The following is a 17,599-nucleotide window of genomic DNA, read 5'->3' as shown; positions in this document are numbered from 1 at the left end:
TCATAGAAGAATCTTATTTACAGAGATTTTCTCATACTCTCTCTATTGCAGACGCAGATCTGGTCAGTCTTGTAGCTAATTCAGCAGGTATTACCCAGGAGGACGCTCCTTCAAAGATCACGGTTATAAGAGCCCTTTCAGCAGCCAGTAAAAACACAGATGCAGTGCCGGTAACAGCACCGGCACAGAAAGCAAAGCTTCCATTGCCTCTTTTGATCGCCATAGGGGCAGGTGGGCTGCTTCTTGTATTGCTGATTGCTTTGCTGATACTCAGCAGGCAGCATTTGAAAGCGTCAGAAGAAGAAAGACAGGCACTGTTGGAACAGATACCGGATGGAGATGCGATTACTGAAAATCCTCAAAATGCCATTGCCGCCGACAGTAAAACTAAAAATGATGGGAATATATCCTTGTTAACTGAAGAGGAACAGTCGGCGCTTCAGGGACAGGACGATGAACTTAAGAAAAATGAAGAAATTTTAAATCTGAAAATGCAGCACAGTCTGAAATTAAAACAGGAGATCGGTTCCTTTGTGGATGAAAATCCGCAGATCGCAGCAAAACTGATCCAGAATTGGCTGCTTACTGGTGGAGGAAACGATGGCAGAAATAGAGGGAAGTAAGATAACAGATATTACCGGGGGGTCCGAACTGGATAAAATGGATGCGCGGGCGAAAGCAGCAGTGGTAGTTGTGTCTTTAGGAGCAGACCGCGCTTCCCAGATTTATAAATATCTCAGTGAACAGGAAATCGAAGACCTGACTTATGAGGTAGCAAAGCTTGGAAAAACAAATAATGCCCAGGTGGAGAATGCATTAGATGAGTTTTATAAAATGTGCCTTACCCACAAGATGATGACAGATGGAGGTCTGGATTATGCCAGAAGTGTACTGGAAAAAGCTTTTGGAGAAACCACAGCCAGAAATCTTCTGGAAAAAGTATCCAAGACTCTCCAGTCCAAGCCATTTAACTTTTTTACAAAGGGAGATCCCAAATCCCTTCTTGCCCTGCTCCAGCATGAGCGGCCCCAGGTGATCGCTCTGATCATGGCTTATATGGATCCTCAGCAGGCGGCCCAGATACTGGAACAGCTTCCAAATGAAAAAAGGATACCGGTACTGGAAGGCATGGCAAATATGAGCCGTGTATCTCCTGAGGCAATAGCTATTGTGGAAGAGGAAATGAAGAGGAAATTCGCTACGATCATTACCAGTGAGGATAATATGAACCTGGGCGGTATTGATTATGTGGCAGATGTGATGAACCATGTTGACCGAGGAAACGAGAAACAGATCTTTGATGAAATGGATAAAGATAATCCGGAACTGTCAAAAAGCATCAGGGACAAGATGTTCATGTTCGAGAATATCATCGATATGGATCCAAGATCTGTACAGCGTTTTATCAGGGATTGCGATTCCAAGGATATTGTATATGCATTAAAGACTGCATCAGAGGATATGAAGAACGTATTCTTTGCAAATATGTCCAAGCGTATGGCAGAAACAGTCAAGGGAGACCTGGAGATCACTACCAATGTAAGGCTTAAGGAAGTGGAAGAGGCACAGCAGCGTATTGTTAATCTGATCCGTAAACTGGAAGATGCAGGAGAAGTAATAATCAATAAGGGAGGAGATGACGATAACATTGTTGTCTGATCAGGATACAGGCTTTGAAAATAAAGCCAGAGTCCGGAAGCTTCCCTTACAGGTATTTACGGCACCGGATGCACAGAAACCAGAAACAGAAAAGCAGAATAAAAAAGAAACGGAAGCTTCTTTAAATGCGGGCAATGATACATGCAATGGTCTGGAATGCAGTCAGGAACAAATAGAGCTGGTGCTTAGGGAAAAAGAAAAAATATTAGAAGAAGCCCGGAAAGAAGCGGCAGCCATTGAACAGGAAGCAAACGAAAAGGCAGAACAGATCTCTGAGGAAGCCCAGATGAAAGGATTTGAAGAAGGCAGACAAAAAGGCTATGAAGAGGGACTGATTAGGGCAGAAGAGGAAAATGAGGCGAAACATCGTGAAAATCAGCGGTTTTTTAAAGAAAGCCTGGAAAAAGCCTTAATAGAGATCAACAAAGAAAAAGAAAAATGCCTCAGAGAATATCTGGAAGAATTAAAAGATATTGCTGTGGCAGTGGCTGAAAAAGTGATCCATATCAGCCTGAGATCCAGCGGTTCTGTTATAAGCAGGATGATAGAAGCTGAAACAGAAAAACTGCAGAAAATGGACTGGGTCAAGATCTATATGGAAAAAGAAGACTATGAGACCATGGTTCAGGCAGATGGACATCTGGCAGAGAAACTGTCACGGCTCTCTGACAACGTCAAATTTATAGTAATGGAGGACGGAAAATGCGGAAGCTGTATCATCGAAATGCCGGACGGGATTATAGATATGAGTGTAGATACCCAGCTTGAAAATATACACAGACTTGTAGACAACGCCAATACATAAAGATTTTATGGATACATAAAGTACACAGAGGTGAAAACCATGTATGAAAATCTCCTGAAGTTAATACAGCAGGCAGAAACAGCAGACCGCATTGGAAAAATTGAAAATGTAGTGGGAATGTCAATGGAAGCTTCCGGAGGCAGATCCGGTATTGGTGATATTGTTATGATCTACAATGAAGCTGAGAACTGTCAGGTTCCTGCGGAAGTGGTAGGATTCAAAAATGGCAAAATACAGCTGATGACCTATGAAAATATCAGCGGGATCACAGCGGGAAGTTTTGTCCGCAATACCGGATGCCGTTTGCAGATACCGGTGGGAGACTTCCTGAAAGGCCGTATCATCAACGCGCTGGGGCATCCCATTGACGAAAAAGGAGAGTTTCCCCCAGGGAAGCTTTATACAGTAGACAGTGCCTATATCAACCCTCTTAACCGTCCTCCTATCAGGGAACATCTGGAATTTGGGATTAAGGCCATTGATGGTTTAAATACCATTGGAAAAGGTCAGAGAATGGGGATTTTTGCAGGCTCCGGTGTTGGAAAAAGTACATTGATGGGAATGATCGCCCGGAATGTAAAAACAGATATCAATGTGATCGCCCTGGTAGGAGAGCGAGGCAGGGAGGTTCTGGAATTTGTTAAAAAGGATCTGGGAGAAGAGGGCATGAAACGTTCTGTCCTTATTGTAGCCACATCAGACCAGCCGGCAATGCTGCGTATGAAATGTCCCTTGGTTGCAACAACGATCGCTGAATATTTCAGGGATCAGGGAGCAGATGTGCTGCTGATGATGGATTCTCTTACCAGATATGCCATGGCACAGAGGGAGATCGGTCTTGCTATTGGAGAACCGCCTATAGCCAGAGGTTATACACCTTCTATTTATGCAGAATTTCCAAGGCTTCTGGAAAGAAGCGGGAATTTTGCAAAAGGTTCCATTACCGGGATTTATACGGTACTGGTGGAGGGAGACGATACCAATGAGCCGGTGGCTGATACAGTCAGAGGTATTTTGGATGGTCATATTGTTTTAAGCAGGCAGCTGGCTAATGCAAACCATTTTCCGGCTATTGATATCAGTGCGAGTATTTCACGTCTTATGAATGATATAGCCGGGGAAGAACACAGGAAAGCAGCTTCAAGGTTCAGGAACATGTTAAGTCTTTATCAGAAAAATGCAGACCTGATCTCCATTGGCGCTTACAAAAAAGGTGCAAACAGTGCTCTGGATGAAGCAGTTGACCGCATAGGTGATATGAATAAATTTCTGGAACAGGAAACAAATGAAAATATCCCTTATGAGGAAAGCATAAGGAGAATGGAAAAAATCGTGGGTTAGCAGTTATAGGAGATGATACTTAAGATGAAGAGATTTAAATACAGTCTTGAAAATGTACTTCATTATAAGGAACAGATTCTGGACAGCATTAAGGCAGAACATGGTACACTTCTGGCACAGATCCGGAAAAAAGAAGCAGAGATACAGGAACTGGAGAACAAGCTGGTATCTGCCCAGAATAAGATGGATGATTTGAAAAAACAGGATGTACAGATAAAAGATATTTGTCTTTATGGTATGTATATCAGTGAAATGGAAAATCAGATCCGGAAAAAACAGGAACAGTTAAAGCTTTTACAGCAGCAAGAAGAAAAGAAAAAAGTACAGGTGATCGCTGCAAAGATAGATACGTCCCGTTATGAAAAGTTAAAGGACAGGCGGCAGAGTGAGTATGAAAAAGCTGCTAAAAAGGCACAGGAGCTGTTTATAGAAGAATTTGCTTCAAGAACAGCCAGATATTCTCAAAACAGGGAGGTAATCTAGGTTGAGCAGGATTGAAAATACCGGTCAGATAAAAACAGGATATTCTGTGAAGTCAGGTACGAACCCAGAAGAAAAAGTGGAGAATGGGTCAGATTTTGCATCGATGCTGACAAAATACCAGAAAAAAGCAGCCCAGAATGACGAAACAAAAAAAGCAGAAACATGGGAAACAAAAAATAAAGAAACACAGCCAGAAGAAACCAAAAACAGGGGAAATGAAAAACAGGTTAATGGCAGGCAGTCCGGAGAAAACGTAAAAACAGATGAAATAAAAGCAGAAATAAAAGTAACGGACATACAGGACGGAAAGAACAGCCAGGATGGAGAAAAAGAGCAGGAGCAGGAACTGGCAGCTGCCTATGTTTCTGAAGCCTGTTACAGGACCTTTGTACAGATAACAGCAGAAAATAGTAAAACGCCTGCTGCTTACAACAATGAAATAAATGGAATACAAGATCTGGCTGTACAGACAACGGTGGAAACAGGAATGGAGGACCAGTCGGCAGCTGTCAGTACCATACAGAAGACCGAAGCCCCCCACACAGAAACAGCTGTCCATGCAGATGACTTAAAGCTCCAGAACAGACCGGCACAGACAGAAGCTGCAGGACGGACCGGAGAAGCCGGGCAGTCAAAGCAAACTGCCAAAATGAACCGGGAAGAAGAAATACCAGACCAGAAGGAACATATTTCCGGAAAGGAAATGACAGCCCTGGCATCGCCCGGTTATACAGGAACTGTTGAAAGTTCAGCTGGCACAGCAGCAAAACCAGCTGCTGTTGATACAGGACCGGCAGACCGGCTGCCAACAGCCCAGGATACATTGACAGAGGATCTGGGAAACTACCTGGATACAAAGATCAGTGAAAAAAAAGGAAAGCTGGAGCTTTCCCTGGAGCCGGAAAGGCTTGGAAAGCTGACTATCCGGCTGGAGTATGAAAAAGGAAAAACAGAGGTCACTATTTTTTCAACCAGTGCAAAAACACTGGAGATATTAAGCAAAGAAGCAGGGCATCTGGCACAGATCCTGGAAGAAAAAACAGGAACCCCTACCGTTATTTACACACCGGAACAGACTGAAAACAGGCAAAACATGGATCAGGATCCCGGTCATGGCAGAAACGGCAGGCAGGATCAAAAAGAGCAGCGCCAGAAGCAGGATGACAGCTTTGCCCAACAGCTAAGGCTGGGACTGGCCTAGAAGGAGGATTAAAGTGATATGGCAGATCAAATAACAGTCAGCAGCACTGCAAACCCGTATCAGGCAGGTGTTTACAGTGCCGGATCCAACAGCAAGAACACGATGGATGTAAACAGCTTTATCAAGCTGTTAGCAGCACAGCTTTCCAATCAGGATATGACAAGCCCTATGGATAACAGCGAAATGATGTCCCAGATGACAAATATGGCAATGGTCCAGTCACTTACTGCCATGACAGAGTCATTAAATACATCAGCTGCTGTTACAACTCAGACATATGCAGGCAGCCTGATCGGTCAGGAGATAACAGTGGCGGTTACGGATCCTGATACCGGGGCAGCAAATGGCGTGAAATATGGGAAGGTAATTTCTGTTGATTTTACCCAGGGAGATCCGGTGGTACGTCTGGAAGGTGATGATACCAGCTATAAGATGTCCAGTGTCCTGGGAGTAGGAAAGCTTCCAGAGAAAGCAGGTGAAAAAGATCCTGACAGAGGATCTGAAAAAACAGATAAGATCACAGAACAGTTAGCAAATGCAGATCTGAAAGACACAGGATCTGAAGATACAGAAACAGAAGAAATGTAAAAAGGAGCAAAAGAATATGTTAAGAGCAATGGATTCAGCAGTATCAGGTCTTCGGGCGCATCAGAACAAACTGGACGTCATCGGCAACAATATTGCAAACGTAAATACATTTGGTTTTAAGTCCCAGAGCTACAGCTTTAAAGAGGCGATGTACCAGACTTCCACCACCTCCACAAAGGGAAGCGAGAATGCCGGTGGTGTAAATGCAGCCCAGTATGGATATGGTTCCATGATGGGTTCCATCAGTACGGATATGAGTGCCTCTACACCAACCTATGTAGGTGGTCTTAATGCAAGTGTAGACGGAGAAGGCTTCTTTATTACATTCCCAAAGAGCACAGAAACGGTTACAGTAGCGGATATGAAGAAAACGGACTTTGATTATACCAGAGTTGGTCAGTTCAATATTGACGGAAACGGATATCTTACAGATGCCAACGGAAATTTTGTTTATGGTTTCCGTCCGGATGAGGTAGATAAGCCAACGAGATTTGATGGAGATCTTGTAGCCATCAAGGTTCCTAGTGATGTAACAGGCAATGATTTTGGTGATGCTCCGCTGCAGCTGACAAATGTAAAGATCAACAGTCTGGGAGAGATTTCAGGTACAGTAAAGTCAACGGATCCGGATAAGGATGGAAAAACCGTCAGCATCGGTAAGGTTGCCATTGCCACCTTCCAGAATCCGGAGGGCTTAAGCAAAAAGGGTTCTTTTTACTATGGGGCAGCAGAAAGCGATAACAGTGGTAATGCTTCCGCTACGATCCCAGGAGGAAGCACCTCTTCTTTAATGACCGGATATCTGGAGGCTTCCAATGTGGATCTTGCAAAGGAATTTTCTGATATGATCACAACACAGAGAGGCTTTCAGGCCAATTCAAAGATCATCACAGTCAGTGATGAGATCCTGTCTGATCTGATCAACATGAAGCGGTAAGGAATATGATCTGTGTAGAACGACTTAACGGAGAGATTTTATATCTGAACTGGCTTCAGGTTGAATTGATCGAACAGATTCCGGAAACAAAGATCCGTATGATGAATGGAGATTACTATCTGGTAAAAGACAGTGTAGAAAGCATCAAAGATCAGGTGACCGGGTTCTTTCAAAGGTGTGTCAGCATAAAAAAAGAGATGCAGATTTAGGAGGAAAAGCAGGTGGATCCTACAACATTACTAGGTATAATCCTGGGTTTTGCTTTAATTGTAAACGGAATCGGTTTTGCCAAGATTGGTAACTTTATTGATATCCCCAGTATGGTCATTGTAATTGGTGGGGCTCTGTCAGCAACTTTGTCCAGCTATCCATTAGGGATATTAAAGGATATCCCAAAGCATTTTGCAGTACTTATAAGGGGAAACCGCTATAATATCCCCAAATTGATCGAACAGCTTGTAGATCTGGGAACCATAGCAAGGCAGAGCGGCCTTCTGGCGTTGGAGGATAAAGCGGCGGAGATCAAGGATACTTTCTTTAAGCAGAGTGTCCTGATGATCGTAGATGCAAACGATCCGGACAAAGTAAGGCTGGTTCTGGAAAGAGAACTGGATAATATGATGATCCGTCACGACCAGGCGGCAGGTCTTTATGAAAAAGCTGCATCTTATGCACCGTCCTTTGGTATGATAGGTACCCTGATCGGTTTGATCAACATGCTGAAGGGAATGAATATGGATGCAGGCGGTTCATCTACTATCGGCAGTGACATGTCAGTAGCATTGATCACAACCTTTTACGGCTGTATTCTTGCAAATGTTATTTTTAATCCGATCGCAAAGAAACTGAGGATCCGTCAGGATGAGGAAGAACTGTATTGTTCTACTATCATTGAAGGGATCATTGCCATACAGGCAGGAGAAAATCCAAAATACCTGAGGGAACATCTTCTTGCATCGATTAAACAGTCACAGCAGCGGAAGATCCTTGCAAAAGCAGAAGCTGGAGATTTTCAGGGGAAGGAACAGGAAGATAAATGAGTAAGAAAAATCGCCCCACAGACAGCGGCGGCAACTGGATGGATACTTATGGAGACATGGTAACATTGCTGCTTACATTTTTTATCATGCTGTATTCCATGTCTAACCTGGACGCACAGAAATGGACTATTTTTGTGAAAAGCATCCCAAGCATACAGAACCAGGGATCAGAAAATATTACCATTAATTCCCAGATGTCAGATACCCCAGAGGTGGATAGCAAAGGCCAGGAGATCGGCCAGGAGATTGCCCAGGAAGCTCTTCAGGCAGAAGATGTAAATGAGCTGTATCTTACGATCGCTGAAAGCCTGAATCAGGCGGGTGTAAAGGAGGCTACGGTCATCAGGGGAGATGATTATACTTATGTTTCTTTTGCAAATAATGTGTTTTTCGGTGCAGACAGCTCCGTGCTTACACGGGAAGGACAGGCAGTCCTCTATACATTTGCAAAAGCCATAGCTCCTGCAGCAGGTGGGATTGAACAGGTTAATATCATGTCCCACACTGCGAAAGTAACAGATAATTCACAGATCAATCCACAGATTATACGAAAAGACCGTATCCTTTCGGCGATGAGATCTGCAGAAGTATGTATTTATCTTCAGCAGCAGAATGTAATAAAGCCGGAGAAGCTGGTGGATATAAGTTATGGTGAATATCGCCCTATAGCAGATAATTCCACAGAAGAAGGAAGGATAAAAAACCGCAGGATTGAATTTTTGCTTTTAGATAATGGGGCAAAAGAAAGAGACCTGAATGAGTATTATAAAGAGTTTAAGAGCGGTGAATATGCGAATACTACAGTAGTAACAGTAGGAGAGTCACAAAGCTCTTCCCAGGGTGGTGAAACCGTACCGGCAGATACAGAGGCACCGGTAGATACCGGTGCAGCAGATGCAGGTGCAGAAGATGCAGGTGCAGAAGATGCAGGTGCAGAAGATGCAGGGTCTGTGGAGAAAATGCAAAATACCAGTGAATAAGAGAGGTCAGGAAGAATGGCAGATGTTTTATCACAAAGCCAGATAGATGCACTTTTAAAATCCATGAGTGCGGATGCACCAGCACAGGAAAAGAAAACAGAATCTGTACAGCCTCTGTCACCAGAAGAAAAGAACTATATTAAATACGACTTTTTCAGCCCGAGGAAATTCACAAAAGAAAAAATGAAGATCCTCAGGAGTGTATTTGAGAATTATGCACGTATTCTTACTTCCCAGATCAACGGTATTTTCCGCGTGATGACGGACATAACGGTGCTGGATGTACAGGAAAGAAGGTATTACGAATACGTAAATGCCCTTCACGAAAACGACTGCATGACAATGATAGACGCATCAATAGCAGGAGAAGAAAAAATGAGTGTTCCACTGATGCTGTTTGTAACTCCGGGTATGGTGATTACACTGATCAACCATATGCTGGGGGGCGAAGATGTTGTAGCAGTAGAGGATGATTACCGGTATTCCGACGTGGAACGTGCTTTGTACAAGCGGATTGTAGAATATATGACAGGTACCTTAAAGGATGGATTTTCGAATTATGTGAGCATTGTTTTTTCCGTAGAACATGTAGAAGAAAATCCAACCATGGTCCAGGATGTAGGTCTGGATGAAACAGTAGCCATTATCATTTTAAATGTGGACATATCTGGACAGGCACAGGAAAAAGTAAAGATCTGCCTTCCGGGCAATCTTCTTACGGTGATCTTTCACAGTATTGACAACCGCAAGCACCTGGCAAGAGGATTTTCTTATCAGGATAATAAAGAGAAGATCATGGATAATATCCGTTACTCCAAACTGCCTATTACAGGACAGCTTGGCACGGTACAGCTGGATCTGAAAGGACTTTATCAGATCCAGGTAGGAGATGTGATCGATCTTGGAAAGCCAAAAGACAGTCCGGTCAGACTTTTTGTAGGACGTCAGCCTTGGTTTACAGGACAAATGGGATGTTATAAGAAAAATGTGGCTGTGAAGATTGAAAAATGCATTACGTCACAAATAGAAGAAAAGAAAACGGATATAATGCCGCAGAAGGAAGAAGATCCTGATAACAGTGACGGATCTGTAAAAGAACAAGGATAAATACGCTCCGGAATACGGGAGTATAAATAAGAATGAAGGAAGAAGAGGAATAAGAAATGGCTAAGATAATGCTGGTAGACGATGCTGCTTTTATGAGGATGATGATCAAGAAAGCTCTCAGTTCAAGTGGATATAACGATTTTATCGAGGCACAGGATGGGGCAGAAGCAGTAAAAAAATACAGTGAGGAAAAACCGGACATGGTAATTATGGATATCACCATGCCAAATATGGACGGGCTTCAGGCTTTGAAAAAAATTCGTGAAGGTGATCCAAATGCCAAAGTTGTTATGTGTACAGCAATGGGACAGGAAAGCATGGTTGTAGATGCGATCAAATCAGGTGCCCGTGATTTTGTGGTGAAGCCTTTTGATGCACAGAGAATTGTAAAAACTGTAAATGACATTTTAGGAAAATGATCCATAAGGAGGGAACTGTTATGGCATTTTTAGGTTCATTCGATATAAGCGCTTCTGGAATGAGCGCACAGCGTGTCAGGATGGATATTGCGGCAGAAAACATAGCAAATATGGACACAACGCGGACAGAGTCAGGTGGTCCATACCGAAGGAAAAATGTACTTCTTGAAAGCTATTCAGATACGTCTTTTGCCCAGGCAATGGAAAATGCAGCACGGGGAAAAGGAATAACCAGCCGTCATGCAGGAGTAAGAGTTTCTGGCATTGTGGAAGATGACAGAGAAGCTAAGAAAGTTTACAATCCGGATCATCCGGATGCGGATGCAGACGGCTATGTGACTATGCCAAATGTGGATGTGCTGAAGGAAACGGTAGACAGCATGTCAGCGACCCGGTCTTATGAAGCAAATGTAACAGCGTTAAACGCAATTAAGCTGATGGCTCAGAAAGCACTGGAAATCGGTAAGTAGAAAACAGGAGGAAAATAAGAATGGGTGCACTCAGCTTTAATGAGATGGAAATAGATGCTCTTGGGGAGATGATGAATATCAGCCTCGGAGCATCAGCGACAGCAATGTCTACCCTTTTAGGATCTACCGTTCACATTACGACTCCAAAGGTAAAGATCCTTACAAGGGATCAGTTTGAGTTTAAAAAGCTGGAACCGGCAGTAGGAGTAGAGATCGCTTATGTAGAGGGACTGGAAGGAAGCAATATTATGATGTTCAGCAGAAATGACGTGCGCATCATAGTAGGAACCCTTCTGGGCGAAGAGGTACCAGATGATAAATTTGAACTGGATGAGATCAACAGAAGTGCTATTTGTGAGGTAATGAACCAGATGATGGGTGCTTCAGCAACGGCACTTTCAGAATTTTTGAAATTTACAGTTAATATATCCACACCAGTTTCTTTTGAGATCACAGACGCAGAAAGCTTTAAAAACAAGTATTTTCCGGAAGAAATTCCTATGGTGGTCATTTCCTTTACCCTTGAGATCGAAGGAAAGCTGAAAAGTGAGTTTTTAAATATTATGCCGGAAAAGCTTGCCAAAAGGCTTTTGGAACCATTTGAGATATCCCTGGAAGAAGCAGCAGAGGTTCAGACAGAAGATAAGGAGTCAGGATCAAAGGCAGTAGAAGAAACTGCAGAGAAGGTAATAGAAGAGGCAGCAGAGAAAGAAAAAACGCAGCCTGATCCAGAACCAGCACCTACACCGCAGCCAGAACCGGCCCCACAGCCAGCACCGGCCCCGCAGCCAGCACCGGCCCCGCAGCCAGCATCTACACCGCAGCCAGCACCTACATCGCAGCCGGTATATTCCCAGATTCCAGCTGGTATTTCTGCAGATATGAATCCGGCTATTTTACAGCTTTTGAATCAGATGCAGCAGTCACAGGTGCAGATGATGCAGCTGATGCAGGATATGGAAAAACGGGAACAGGAAGGGAAAAAGGAATCCAGGGAACCTGCCCTGATCCGGCCGGCCAATGCGCCTGGTCTTGAATCTTCTGGAAGTGAAAATGGAGAAGAAAGCGCCAACCAGGAAATGCTCATGAAGGTGCCGTTGGAGATATCAGTGGAAATAGGACGCACTAAGAAATTGGTAAAGGATATTCTGGAGTTTACCCAGGGATCTCTTGTAGTCCTGGACAAAATGGCAGGAGAACAGGCAGACCTGTATGTAAATGGACAGTGTGTTGCCAGGGGAGATATTGTAGTAGTAGAGGATAATTTTGGTATCCGTATTACCGATATTGTAACCAGGGATATCAATCCGGAGAGCCCTTAATATGATAACAGATATTGTTTCTACAACAGGTATGCTGCTTGCTTTTGTAGTCATTTTGTTTTTGGCATGGCAGGCAAGCCGGTACCTGGGGAAAAACGCCCCTTATGGAAATAAGGGGGGAAAGATGCGGATACTGGAACAACTAAAAGTAGGAAATGATCAGTACATTATTCTTCTTAAACTGGATGAAAACCAATATCTGCTTGGGACTAGTCAGACGGGGATCCAGGTTCTGGAACGGTTTAAGGAGGAGAAAACGAATGAATGAGCTGATTACAGGCTTAAATGGAGGAAATGTTCCTGCGCTGGATATTATCATGCTGCTTACCTTTGCAGCATTGCTTCCTTCCATTGTGGTTATGATGAGTTCCTTTATGCGTATTATAATCATACTTTCTTTTACGAGAAATGCAATGGGAGTCCAGCAGACACCGCCTAATATGGTATTAACAGGCATGGCACTTTTTTTGTCGCTGTATATTATGAGTCCGGTTATAGGTCAGATCAATACGGTTGCCTACGAGCCCTATAAAAATGGGGAGATCACACAGCAGGAGGCAGTAAGCCGCATGGCAGATCCACTGAAGCAATTCATGCTTCGCAATACAGAGAAGGATACGCTGGATCATTTTGTACAGATGTCAAAACAGGAAGTTAAGAAAGATGTGAAAGAATATCCTCTTACTGTTGTTGTACCAGCTTTTATGACCAGCGAATTAAAAAAAGGGTTTCTTGCAGGATTTCTGATTTATCTTCCATTTCTGCTTATAGATATAGTGGTGTCTACCACCCTTATGTCCATGGGTATGGTAATGCTTCCGCCAACTATGGTCTCTCTTCCCTTTAAGTTACTTTTATTTATTACAGTAAATGGCTGGGAACTTTTATTTTCCAGTCTGGTACAAAGCTTCCGGTAGGAAAGAGGTGGGAATATGACAGAAGTGCAGATCCTGGATATCATGTATGAAGCATTCCAGCTGGCAATGAAGCTGTCGCTGCCATTTCTGTTGATCAGTATGATCGTAGGTGTGGTCATTGCTGTTTTTCAGGCAGCCACACAGATCAATGAACAGACAATGACATTTGTCCCCAAGCTGCTGGCTATTATGGTGCTTTTAGGTTTTTTAGGAAGTTCTATGCTGGTCATGCTTCAGGAATTTTTTCAATACATAGTGGAATTGATCGCAAAGGGGTAAAGAAGATCTATGTTTATCACATTTTCAATGGCAGTGATGCGTATGAGCGGAGCCATCGGATTCAATCCCCTTTTTGGAAAAAGTAATTTTCCTGTAAAAATAAGGGCATATTTTATTTTTGCCCTGTCACTGCTCCTGTATCTGTCTGCAGACCAGACCCAGATGGCATATCCGGGATCAATGGCAGAATACATCCTGATGCTTGCGGGAGAGCTTTTTCTTGGGGCAGTGTTAGCCTTTGCAATGGAACTGGCATTCCTTACGATCCGGTTTGCTTCTTCCATTATGGATTATTCAATGGGACTTAGCATGGCTCAGGTTTATGATCCCCAGTATGGAACCCAGTCAACGGTCAGTTCCGGTATTTATTATGCATTTATGGTACTGATCTTTTTTGCCAGCAACAGTCATTTGCGGCTGTTAGAATTGTTTTACCAGTCGGTACAGCTGATCCCTTTTGGAAAAGTGACATTTAATCCCATGCTGGTCCATGTGATCACAGCTGGATTCTGCCAGGGGATCCTTACTGGTATGCAGTTTGCATTTCCAATGATAGCAATTGAGCTTGTATCAGAACTGGCAATGGGGATTCTGATGCGTATCATTCCCCAGATCAATGTTTTTACGGTAAATTTCCAGGTAAAGATCATAATGGGGCTTTTGATGATGCTGCTACTGTTTTCGCCAATGGCAGATTATATAGATACCATCTTTACATATATGTATCAGATGATGTGGAAGCTTTTAAGCAATATGAAACCAGTCTGAAAGGAGTGTCATAGAAGATGGGACAGAGTGGCCAGGAGAAAACCGAACAGCCTACCGCCAAAAAGCGGCGGGATGCCAGAAAAGAAGGAAATATCTTCCAAAGCAGGGATGTAGCTACCGTAGTGATCTTGGCTGGCATATTTTTCGGGATCCGCATATGGCTTCCTTTTATATATGGACAGATGAAAAATTATATGACCTGGGTCATAGATGGAGCAGCCCGGTCCTCAGAAGATATGCTTTCAGCCAGCCTTGTTTTTGTTACACTGTCTGTGTTTTTAAAATGTGCGCTTCCTCTGTTGCTTTTAGCCCTTTTACTTGGAATTGTGGCGCATGGAGTACAAACACGTTTTAATGTATCCTTTAAATCCATCCGGCCAAAATGGAACAGGCTTAATCCTCTTTCAGGTATAAAACGTCTGTTTTCCATGAAAAATGCAGTAGAGTTGGTGAAAAACTCCATCAAGATAACACTGCTGCTGGTATTGCTTTACAACATACTGAAGCAGGATCTGCAGCCCATGGCATCAATGATCGATATGAATCCTGCAGCATCTGCGGCTTATATGATGAAAATGATCTTTGATCTGCTGATACGTGTATGTATTGCCTTTATGGTCATTGCCTTTGGCGATTATCTGTATCAGCGCTGGGAATACGAAAAAGAGCTTCGTATGACAAAGCAGGAAGTAAAAGATGAGTATAAACAGACAGAAGGTAATCCTGAGATTAAAAACAGGATCAAAAGCCTGCAGCGTCAGATGGCATCCAGCAGGATGATGCAGAAGGTTCCCCAGGCAGATGTGATCATACGAAATCCTACCCATGTGGCCATTGCTTTAAAATATGATCCTGATCATGACAATGCTCCGGTAGTACTTGCCAAGGGATTAGATGAACTGGCGTTAAGAATCGTAAAGGTGGGGGAAGAAAACAATGTTTATACCATTGAAAATAAACCACTTGCACGGGCTATGTACAATTCCTGTGAACTGGACAGGCCGATCCCCTCAGAATTTTATACGGCAGTAGCAGAAATCCTGGTATATCTGTATAAACAGGATAACGGGAAAAATAAAGATAAAAAATAATAGTTGGAGATTAATGGACGAATGAAACGGTTATTGAGTTACTCAGTGGTTATGTTTGTGATCACGATCATATTGCTTTTGATCATTCCCCTTCCGGCGGGACTGGTGGATGTGGCGATCATATTGAATATGTCCCTTTCCATGATGATCCTGGTAATAACCATGACCATTCGGGAGCCATTGGAATTCTCCATATTCCCCTCTCTTTTGCTTATTACCACGCTGTTCCGTCTGGGTATCAATGTTTCAACCACGAGAAATATCCTTTCTCAGGGAGGTTCATCAGGCCGTGTCATTGCTGCCTTTGGTGATTTCGTTTTAAGAGGAAACGTAGTAGTAGGTCTGATCATCTTCCTGATCATCGTGTTGATGCAGTTTATTGTTATCACAAAAGGTGCAGAACGAGTGGCAGAGGTGGCAGCCAGATTTAATCTGGATGCCATGCCGGGAAAACAGATGGCTATTGATGCAGACCTTAGTTCTGGCCTGATCAATGAAACACAGGCAAGGGAACGGCGTGCCAAGGTTCAGAGAGAAGCAGATTTTTATGGCGCAATGGATGGTGCGACTAAGATCGTAAAGGGCGATGCAGTTATGTCACTTATCACAACTGCCATCAATCTGATCGGCGGCAGCATCATCGGTATTGTACAGTCCGGCAGCAGCATCTCAGCCGTGCTGAGTACCTATTCCATTGCGACAGTAGGTGATGGTCTGGTATCCCAGATACCGGCTCTTCTTATTTCTACTGCAACAGGAATGATCGTTACAAGAGCTGTTTCAGAAGGCAGCTTAAATGAAGATGTATCAAAGCAGTTTCTGGCCCAGCCTCATGCTATGATCGTTAGTGGTGCAGCAGTGGCGGTTATGGCTGTGATACCTGGAATGCCGGCAGTAAGGACTCTGGTTGTGGCTGCATGTCTTATGGGAAGCGGATTTTATCTTTCCGGAAAGATAAAAAAAGAGCCACAGGCATTGTCACAAATGGCAATGGCTCCTTCTACCCAGCTTCAAGATTCCCCACAGGCTCAGGCAGCTGCTGCAAAAGAGGAAGTAAGTGAGGAAGAATATTTTAAAGATGTAAATAATGTATACAGCCTTCTTACACTGGAGCCAGTGGAGATCGAGTTTGGTTATAGTCTGATCCCTCTGGCAGATGAGTCAGTAGGCGGAAGGCTGATCAGCAGGATCGTTATATTCCGCCGCCAATATGCCCAGGATATGGGGTTTGTGATCCCATCCATCCGGCTCCGGGACAGTTCTTCCCTGGGACCAAGTCAGTATAGTATCCGCATAAAAGGAGAAGAAGTTGCAGGAGGAGAGATCCTGATTGATTATTTCCTTGCTCTGGAACCAGAGGAGGTGGAAGAAGAAATCGAAGGTATTGAGGCCATTGAACCGGCATACGGTATACCCAGCAGGTGGATCAAGCCTGAAAACAGAGATCGGGCTGAATTATATGGTTATACGGTCATTGATCCTCTGTCTGTATTGCTCATGCATCTTTCAGAAGTCATCCGGCAGCATTCATACGAACTGCTTACAAGACAGGAAGTGGTAAGGCTTACGGAAAATTTGAAAAAAACAGCTCCTGAACTGGTGGAAGAGGCAATACCACAGATGATCAGCTACAGTTATTTCCAGAGAGTTCTTACAAACCTTCTAAAAGAAGGAATCCCGATCCGCGACCTGGAGACCATTGTAGAGAATCTGATGCAGACAGCCTCAGAAACAGGTCTTCCTCCAAGAGAGCTGGACCAGACAGTAGAAAAGATCAGGACAGCTCTTAAACGTACCATTACCCGCATGTACTGTACAGATGGATGCATGAAGGTCATCACACTGGATGCCCAGCTGGAACGGGAAATGGTCGCATCCTTGTCAAAAGGGGAAAATGGCTTATATCTGGCATTAAACCCGGAAATGCTCCAGCATGTGATCCGGCAGCTGGCAGAGCAGATAAAAAAGTTCAGTGGTTTATCACAGAATCCGGTGATCCTGACTTCACAGGTTATGAGGATCCATTTTTACCATCTGGTAGAACCCTTTTATCCTAATATCAGGGTGCTTTCATTTAATGAGATCGCAAATAATGTGCAGATCCAGTCAATTGGAAATATAAGTACAATGAAAAAAGGATCATAAGTGTACGGTCAAATGATATAAACAGCAGATAACAGGAGTGAGTAAAG

General features: G+C 43.6%; 20 protein-coding genes and 1 pseudogene. All 21 read left to right on the top strand.

Translation table 11 applies throughout. The annotated features are described in order from the left end of the window. Positions 1-623 (top strand): annotated as a pseudogene (locus DW677_RS18300) (hypothetical protein); the annotation flags it as partial. Next, positions 601-1,659 carry a flagellar motor switch protein FliG gene (gene fliG / locus DW677_RS08185; protein WP_015553128.1) on the top strand — a complete coding sequence of 353 codons (1,059 nt, stop codon included), beginning with the start codon at positions 601-603 and terminating at the stop codon, positions 1,657-1,659. The pseudogene DW677_RS18300 and the gene fliG, both read left to right, overlap by 23 nt. Next, a complete protein-coding gene (locus DW677_RS08180) occupies positions 1,637-2,464 on the top strand; it encodes a FliH/SctL family protein (RefSeq protein WP_117551796.1) in 828 nt (275 codons plus the stop codon). Before fliG ends, DW677_RS08180 begins: the two co-directional genes overlap by 23 nt. Positions 2,465-2,503: 39 nt before the next feature. Next, the gene (locus DW677_RS08175; RefSeq protein ID WP_015553129.1) at positions 2,504-3,805 is read left to right on the top strand and encodes a FliI/YscN family ATPase; all 1,302 of its coding nucleotides are present in this window, start codon (positions 2,504-2,506) and stop codon (positions 3,803-3,805) included. Between the two features lie 24 nt (positions 3,806-3,829). Then, positions 3,830-4,288, top strand: a complete 459-nt coding sequence (locus DW677_RS08170) for a flagellar FliJ family protein (protein ID WP_178274605.1) — start codon at positions 3,830-3,832, stop codon at positions 4,286-4,288. 1 nt (position 4,289) lies between these two features. Then, positions 4,290-5,489 carry a flagellar hook-length control protein FliK gene (locus DW677_RS08165; RefSeq protein WP_117566870.1) on the top strand — a complete coding sequence of 400 codons (1,200 nt, stop codon included), beginning with the start codon at positions 4,290-4,292 and terminating at the stop codon, positions 5,487-5,489. A gap of 18 nt (positions 5,490-5,507) precedes the next feature. Beyond that, positions 5,508-6,077 (top strand): flagellar hook capping FlgD N-terminal domain-containing protein, encoded by a 570-nt coding sequence (locus DW677_RS08160; protein ID WP_117551793.1) that lies wholly within the window; start codon positions 5,508-5,510, stop codon positions 6,075-6,077. 16 nt (positions 6,078-6,093) lie between these two features. Further along, positions 6,094-7,014: a flagellar hook-basal body complex protein gene (locus DW677_RS08155; RefSeq protein ID WP_117566868.1), complete on the top strand. Its 921-nt coding sequence runs from the start codon at positions 6,094-6,096 to the stop codon at positions 7,012-7,014. Positions 7,015-7,019: 5 nt separating this feature from the next. After that, positions 7,020-7,223 carry a flagellar FlbD family protein gene (locus DW677_RS08150; RefSeq protein ID WP_117483994.1) on the top strand — a complete coding sequence of 68 codons (204 nt, stop codon included), beginning with the start codon at positions 7,020-7,022 and terminating at the stop codon, positions 7,221-7,223. Between the two features lie 12 nt (positions 7,224-7,235). After that, entirely contained in the window at positions 7,236-8,054 is an 819-nt protein-coding gene (locus DW677_RS08145) for a MotA/TolQ/ExbB proton channel family protein (RefSeq protein WP_117483993.1), read from the top strand. Further along, positions 8,051-9,034 carry a flagellar motor protein MotB gene (locus tag DW677_RS08140; protein ID WP_117566866.1) on the top strand — a complete coding sequence of 328 codons (984 nt, stop codon included), beginning with the start codon at positions 8,051-8,053 and terminating at the stop codon, positions 9,032-9,034. Before DW677_RS08145 ends, DW677_RS08140 begins: the two co-directional genes overlap by 4 nt. A gap of 15 nt (positions 9,035-9,049) precedes the next feature. Beyond that, entirely contained in the window at positions 9,050-10,141 is a 1,092-nt protein-coding gene (locus DW677_RS08135) for a FliM/FliN family flagellar motor switch protein (protein WP_117514373.1), read from the top strand. A 56-nt stretch (positions 10,142-10,197) separates the two neighbouring features. Continuing rightward, complete coding sequence (locus DW677_RS08130) at positions 10,198-10,560, top strand: response regulator (protein ID WP_015553136.1); 363 nt, start codon at positions 10,198-10,200, stop codon at positions 10,558-10,560. A 20-nt stretch (positions 10,561-10,580) separates the two neighbouring features. After that, the gene (flgC, locus tag DW677_RS08125; RefSeq protein ID WP_015553137.1) at positions 10,581-11,030 is read left to right on the top strand and encodes a flagellar basal body rod protein FlgC; all 450 of its coding nucleotides are present in this window, start codon (positions 10,581-10,583) and stop codon (positions 11,028-11,030) included. A 20-nt stretch (positions 11,031-11,050) separates the two neighbouring features. After that, entirely contained in the window at positions 11,051-12,352 is a 1,302-nt protein-coding gene (gene fliN / locus DW677_RS08120; RefSeq protein ID WP_117566865.1) for a flagellar motor switch protein FliN, read from the top strand. A 1-nt stretch (position 12,353) separates the two neighbouring features. Beyond that, on the top strand, positions 12,354-12,620 hold the full coding sequence (gene fliO, locus DW677_RS08115) for a flagellar biosynthetic protein FliO (RefSeq protein WP_015553139.1): 267 nt from the start codon (positions 12,354-12,356) through the stop codon (positions 12,618-12,620). Then, positions 12,613-13,269: a flagellar type III secretion system pore protein FliP gene (gene fliP, locus DW677_RS08110; protein WP_015553140.1), complete on the top strand. Its 657-nt coding sequence runs from the start codon at positions 12,613-12,615 to the stop codon at positions 13,267-13,269. Before fliO ends, fliP begins: the two co-directional genes overlap by 8 nt. A gap of 15 nt (positions 13,270-13,284) precedes the next feature. After that, complete coding sequence (locus DW677_RS08105; RefSeq protein WP_015553141.1) at positions 13,285-13,548, top strand: flagellar biosynthetic protein FliQ; 264 nt, start codon at positions 13,285-13,287, stop codon at positions 13,546-13,548. A 9-nt stretch (positions 13,549-13,557) separates the two neighbouring features. Continuing rightward, the gene (locus DW677_RS08100) at positions 13,558-14,316 is read left to right on the top strand and encodes a flagellar biosynthetic protein FliR (protein ID WP_015553142.1); all 759 of its coding nucleotides are present in this window, start codon (positions 13,558-13,560) and stop codon (positions 14,314-14,316) included. Positions 14,317-14,333: 17 nt separating this feature from the next. Then, positions 14,334-15,407, top strand: a complete 1,074-nt coding sequence (gene flhB / locus DW677_RS08095) for a flagellar biosynthesis protein FlhB (protein ID WP_015553143.1) — start codon at positions 14,334-14,336, stop codon at positions 15,405-15,407. Between the two features lie 21 nt (positions 15,408-15,428). Beyond that, positions 15,429-17,552 carry a flagellar biosynthesis protein FlhA gene (flhA, locus tag DW677_RS08090; protein ID WP_015553144.1) on the top strand — a complete coding sequence of 708 codons (2,124 nt, stop codon included), beginning with the start codon at positions 15,429-15,431 and terminating at the stop codon, positions 17,550-17,552. Positions 17,553-17,599 lie beyond the last annotated feature (47 nt).

Origin of the sequence: Clostridium sp. AM25-23AC (genome assembly GCF_003435125.1) — a bacterium.
Lineage (GTDB): Bacteria > Bacillota > Clostridia > Lachnospirales > Lachnospiraceae > Pilosibacter > Pilosibacter fragilis.
Note: the sequence above shows the minus strand (reverse complement) of the source record. Positions and strands in the feature narration are given on the sequence as shown.

Excerpts from the sequence above, each read along its gene's own strand:
- fliG (WP_015553128.1), top strand. The coding sequence starts at position 601 with ATGGCAGAAATAGAGGGAAGTAAGATAACAGATATTACCGGGGGGTCC.
- DW677_RS08180 (WP_117551796.1), top strand. The coding sequence starts at position 1,637 with ATGACGATAACATTGTTGTCTGATCAGGATACAGGCTTTGAAAATAAA.
- DW677_RS08175 (WP_015553129.1), top strand. The coding sequence starts at position 2,504 with ATGTATGAAAATCTCCTGAAGTTAATACAGCAGGCAGAAACAGCAGAC.
- DW677_RS08170 (WP_178274605.1), top strand. The coding sequence starts at position 3,830 with ATGAAGAGATTTAAATACAGTCTTGAAAATGTACTTCATTATAAGGAA.
- DW677_RS08160 (WP_117551793.1), top strand. The coding sequence starts at position 5,508 with ATGGCAGATCAAATAACAGTCAGCAGCACTGCAAACCCGTATCAGGCA.
- DW677_RS08155 (WP_117566868.1), top strand. The coding sequence starts at position 6,094 with ATGTTAAGAGCAATGGATTCAGCAGTATCAGGTCTTCGGGCGCATCAG.
- DW677_RS08150 (WP_117483994.1), top strand. The coding sequence starts at position 7,020 with ATGATCTGTGTAGAACGACTTAACGGAGAGATTTTATATCTGAACTGG.
- DW677_RS08140 (WP_117566866.1), top strand. The coding sequence starts at position 8,051 with ATGAGTAAGAAAAATCGCCCCACAGACAGCGGCGGCAACTGGATGGAT.
- DW677_RS08135 (WP_117514373.1), top strand. The coding sequence starts at position 9,050 with ATGGCAGATGTTTTATCACAAAGCCAGATAGATGCACTTTTAAAATCC.
- DW677_RS08130 (WP_015553136.1), top strand. The coding sequence starts at position 10,198 with ATGGCTAAGATAATGCTGGTAGACGATGCTGCTTTTATGAGGATGATG.
- flgC (WP_015553137.1), top strand. The coding sequence starts at position 10,581 with ATGGCATTTTTAGGTTCATTCGATATAAGCGCTTCTGGAATGAGCGCA.
- fliN (WP_117566865.1), top strand. The coding sequence starts at position 11,051 with ATGGGTGCACTCAGCTTTAATGAGATGGAAATAGATGCTCTTGGGGAG.
- fliO (WP_015553139.1), top strand. The coding sequence starts at position 12,354 with ATGATAACAGATATTGTTTCTACAACAGGTATGCTGCTTGCTTTTGTA.
- fliP (WP_015553140.1), top strand. The coding sequence starts at position 12,613 with ATGAATGAGCTGATTACAGGCTTAAATGGAGGAAATGTTCCTGCGCTG.
- DW677_RS08105 (WP_015553141.1), top strand. The coding sequence starts at position 13,285 with ATGACAGAAGTGCAGATCCTGGATATCATGTATGAAGCATTCCAGCTG.
- DW677_RS08100 (WP_015553142.1), top strand. The coding sequence starts at position 13,558 with ATGTTTATCACATTTTCAATGGCAGTGATGCGTATGAGCGGAGCCATC.
- flhB (WP_015553143.1), top strand. The coding sequence starts at position 14,334 with ATGGGACAGAGTGGCCAGGAGAAAACCGAACAGCCTACCGCCAAAAAG.
- flhA (WP_015553144.1), top strand. The coding sequence starts at position 15,429 with ATGAAACGGTTATTGAGTTACTCAGTGGTTATGTTTGTGATCACGATC.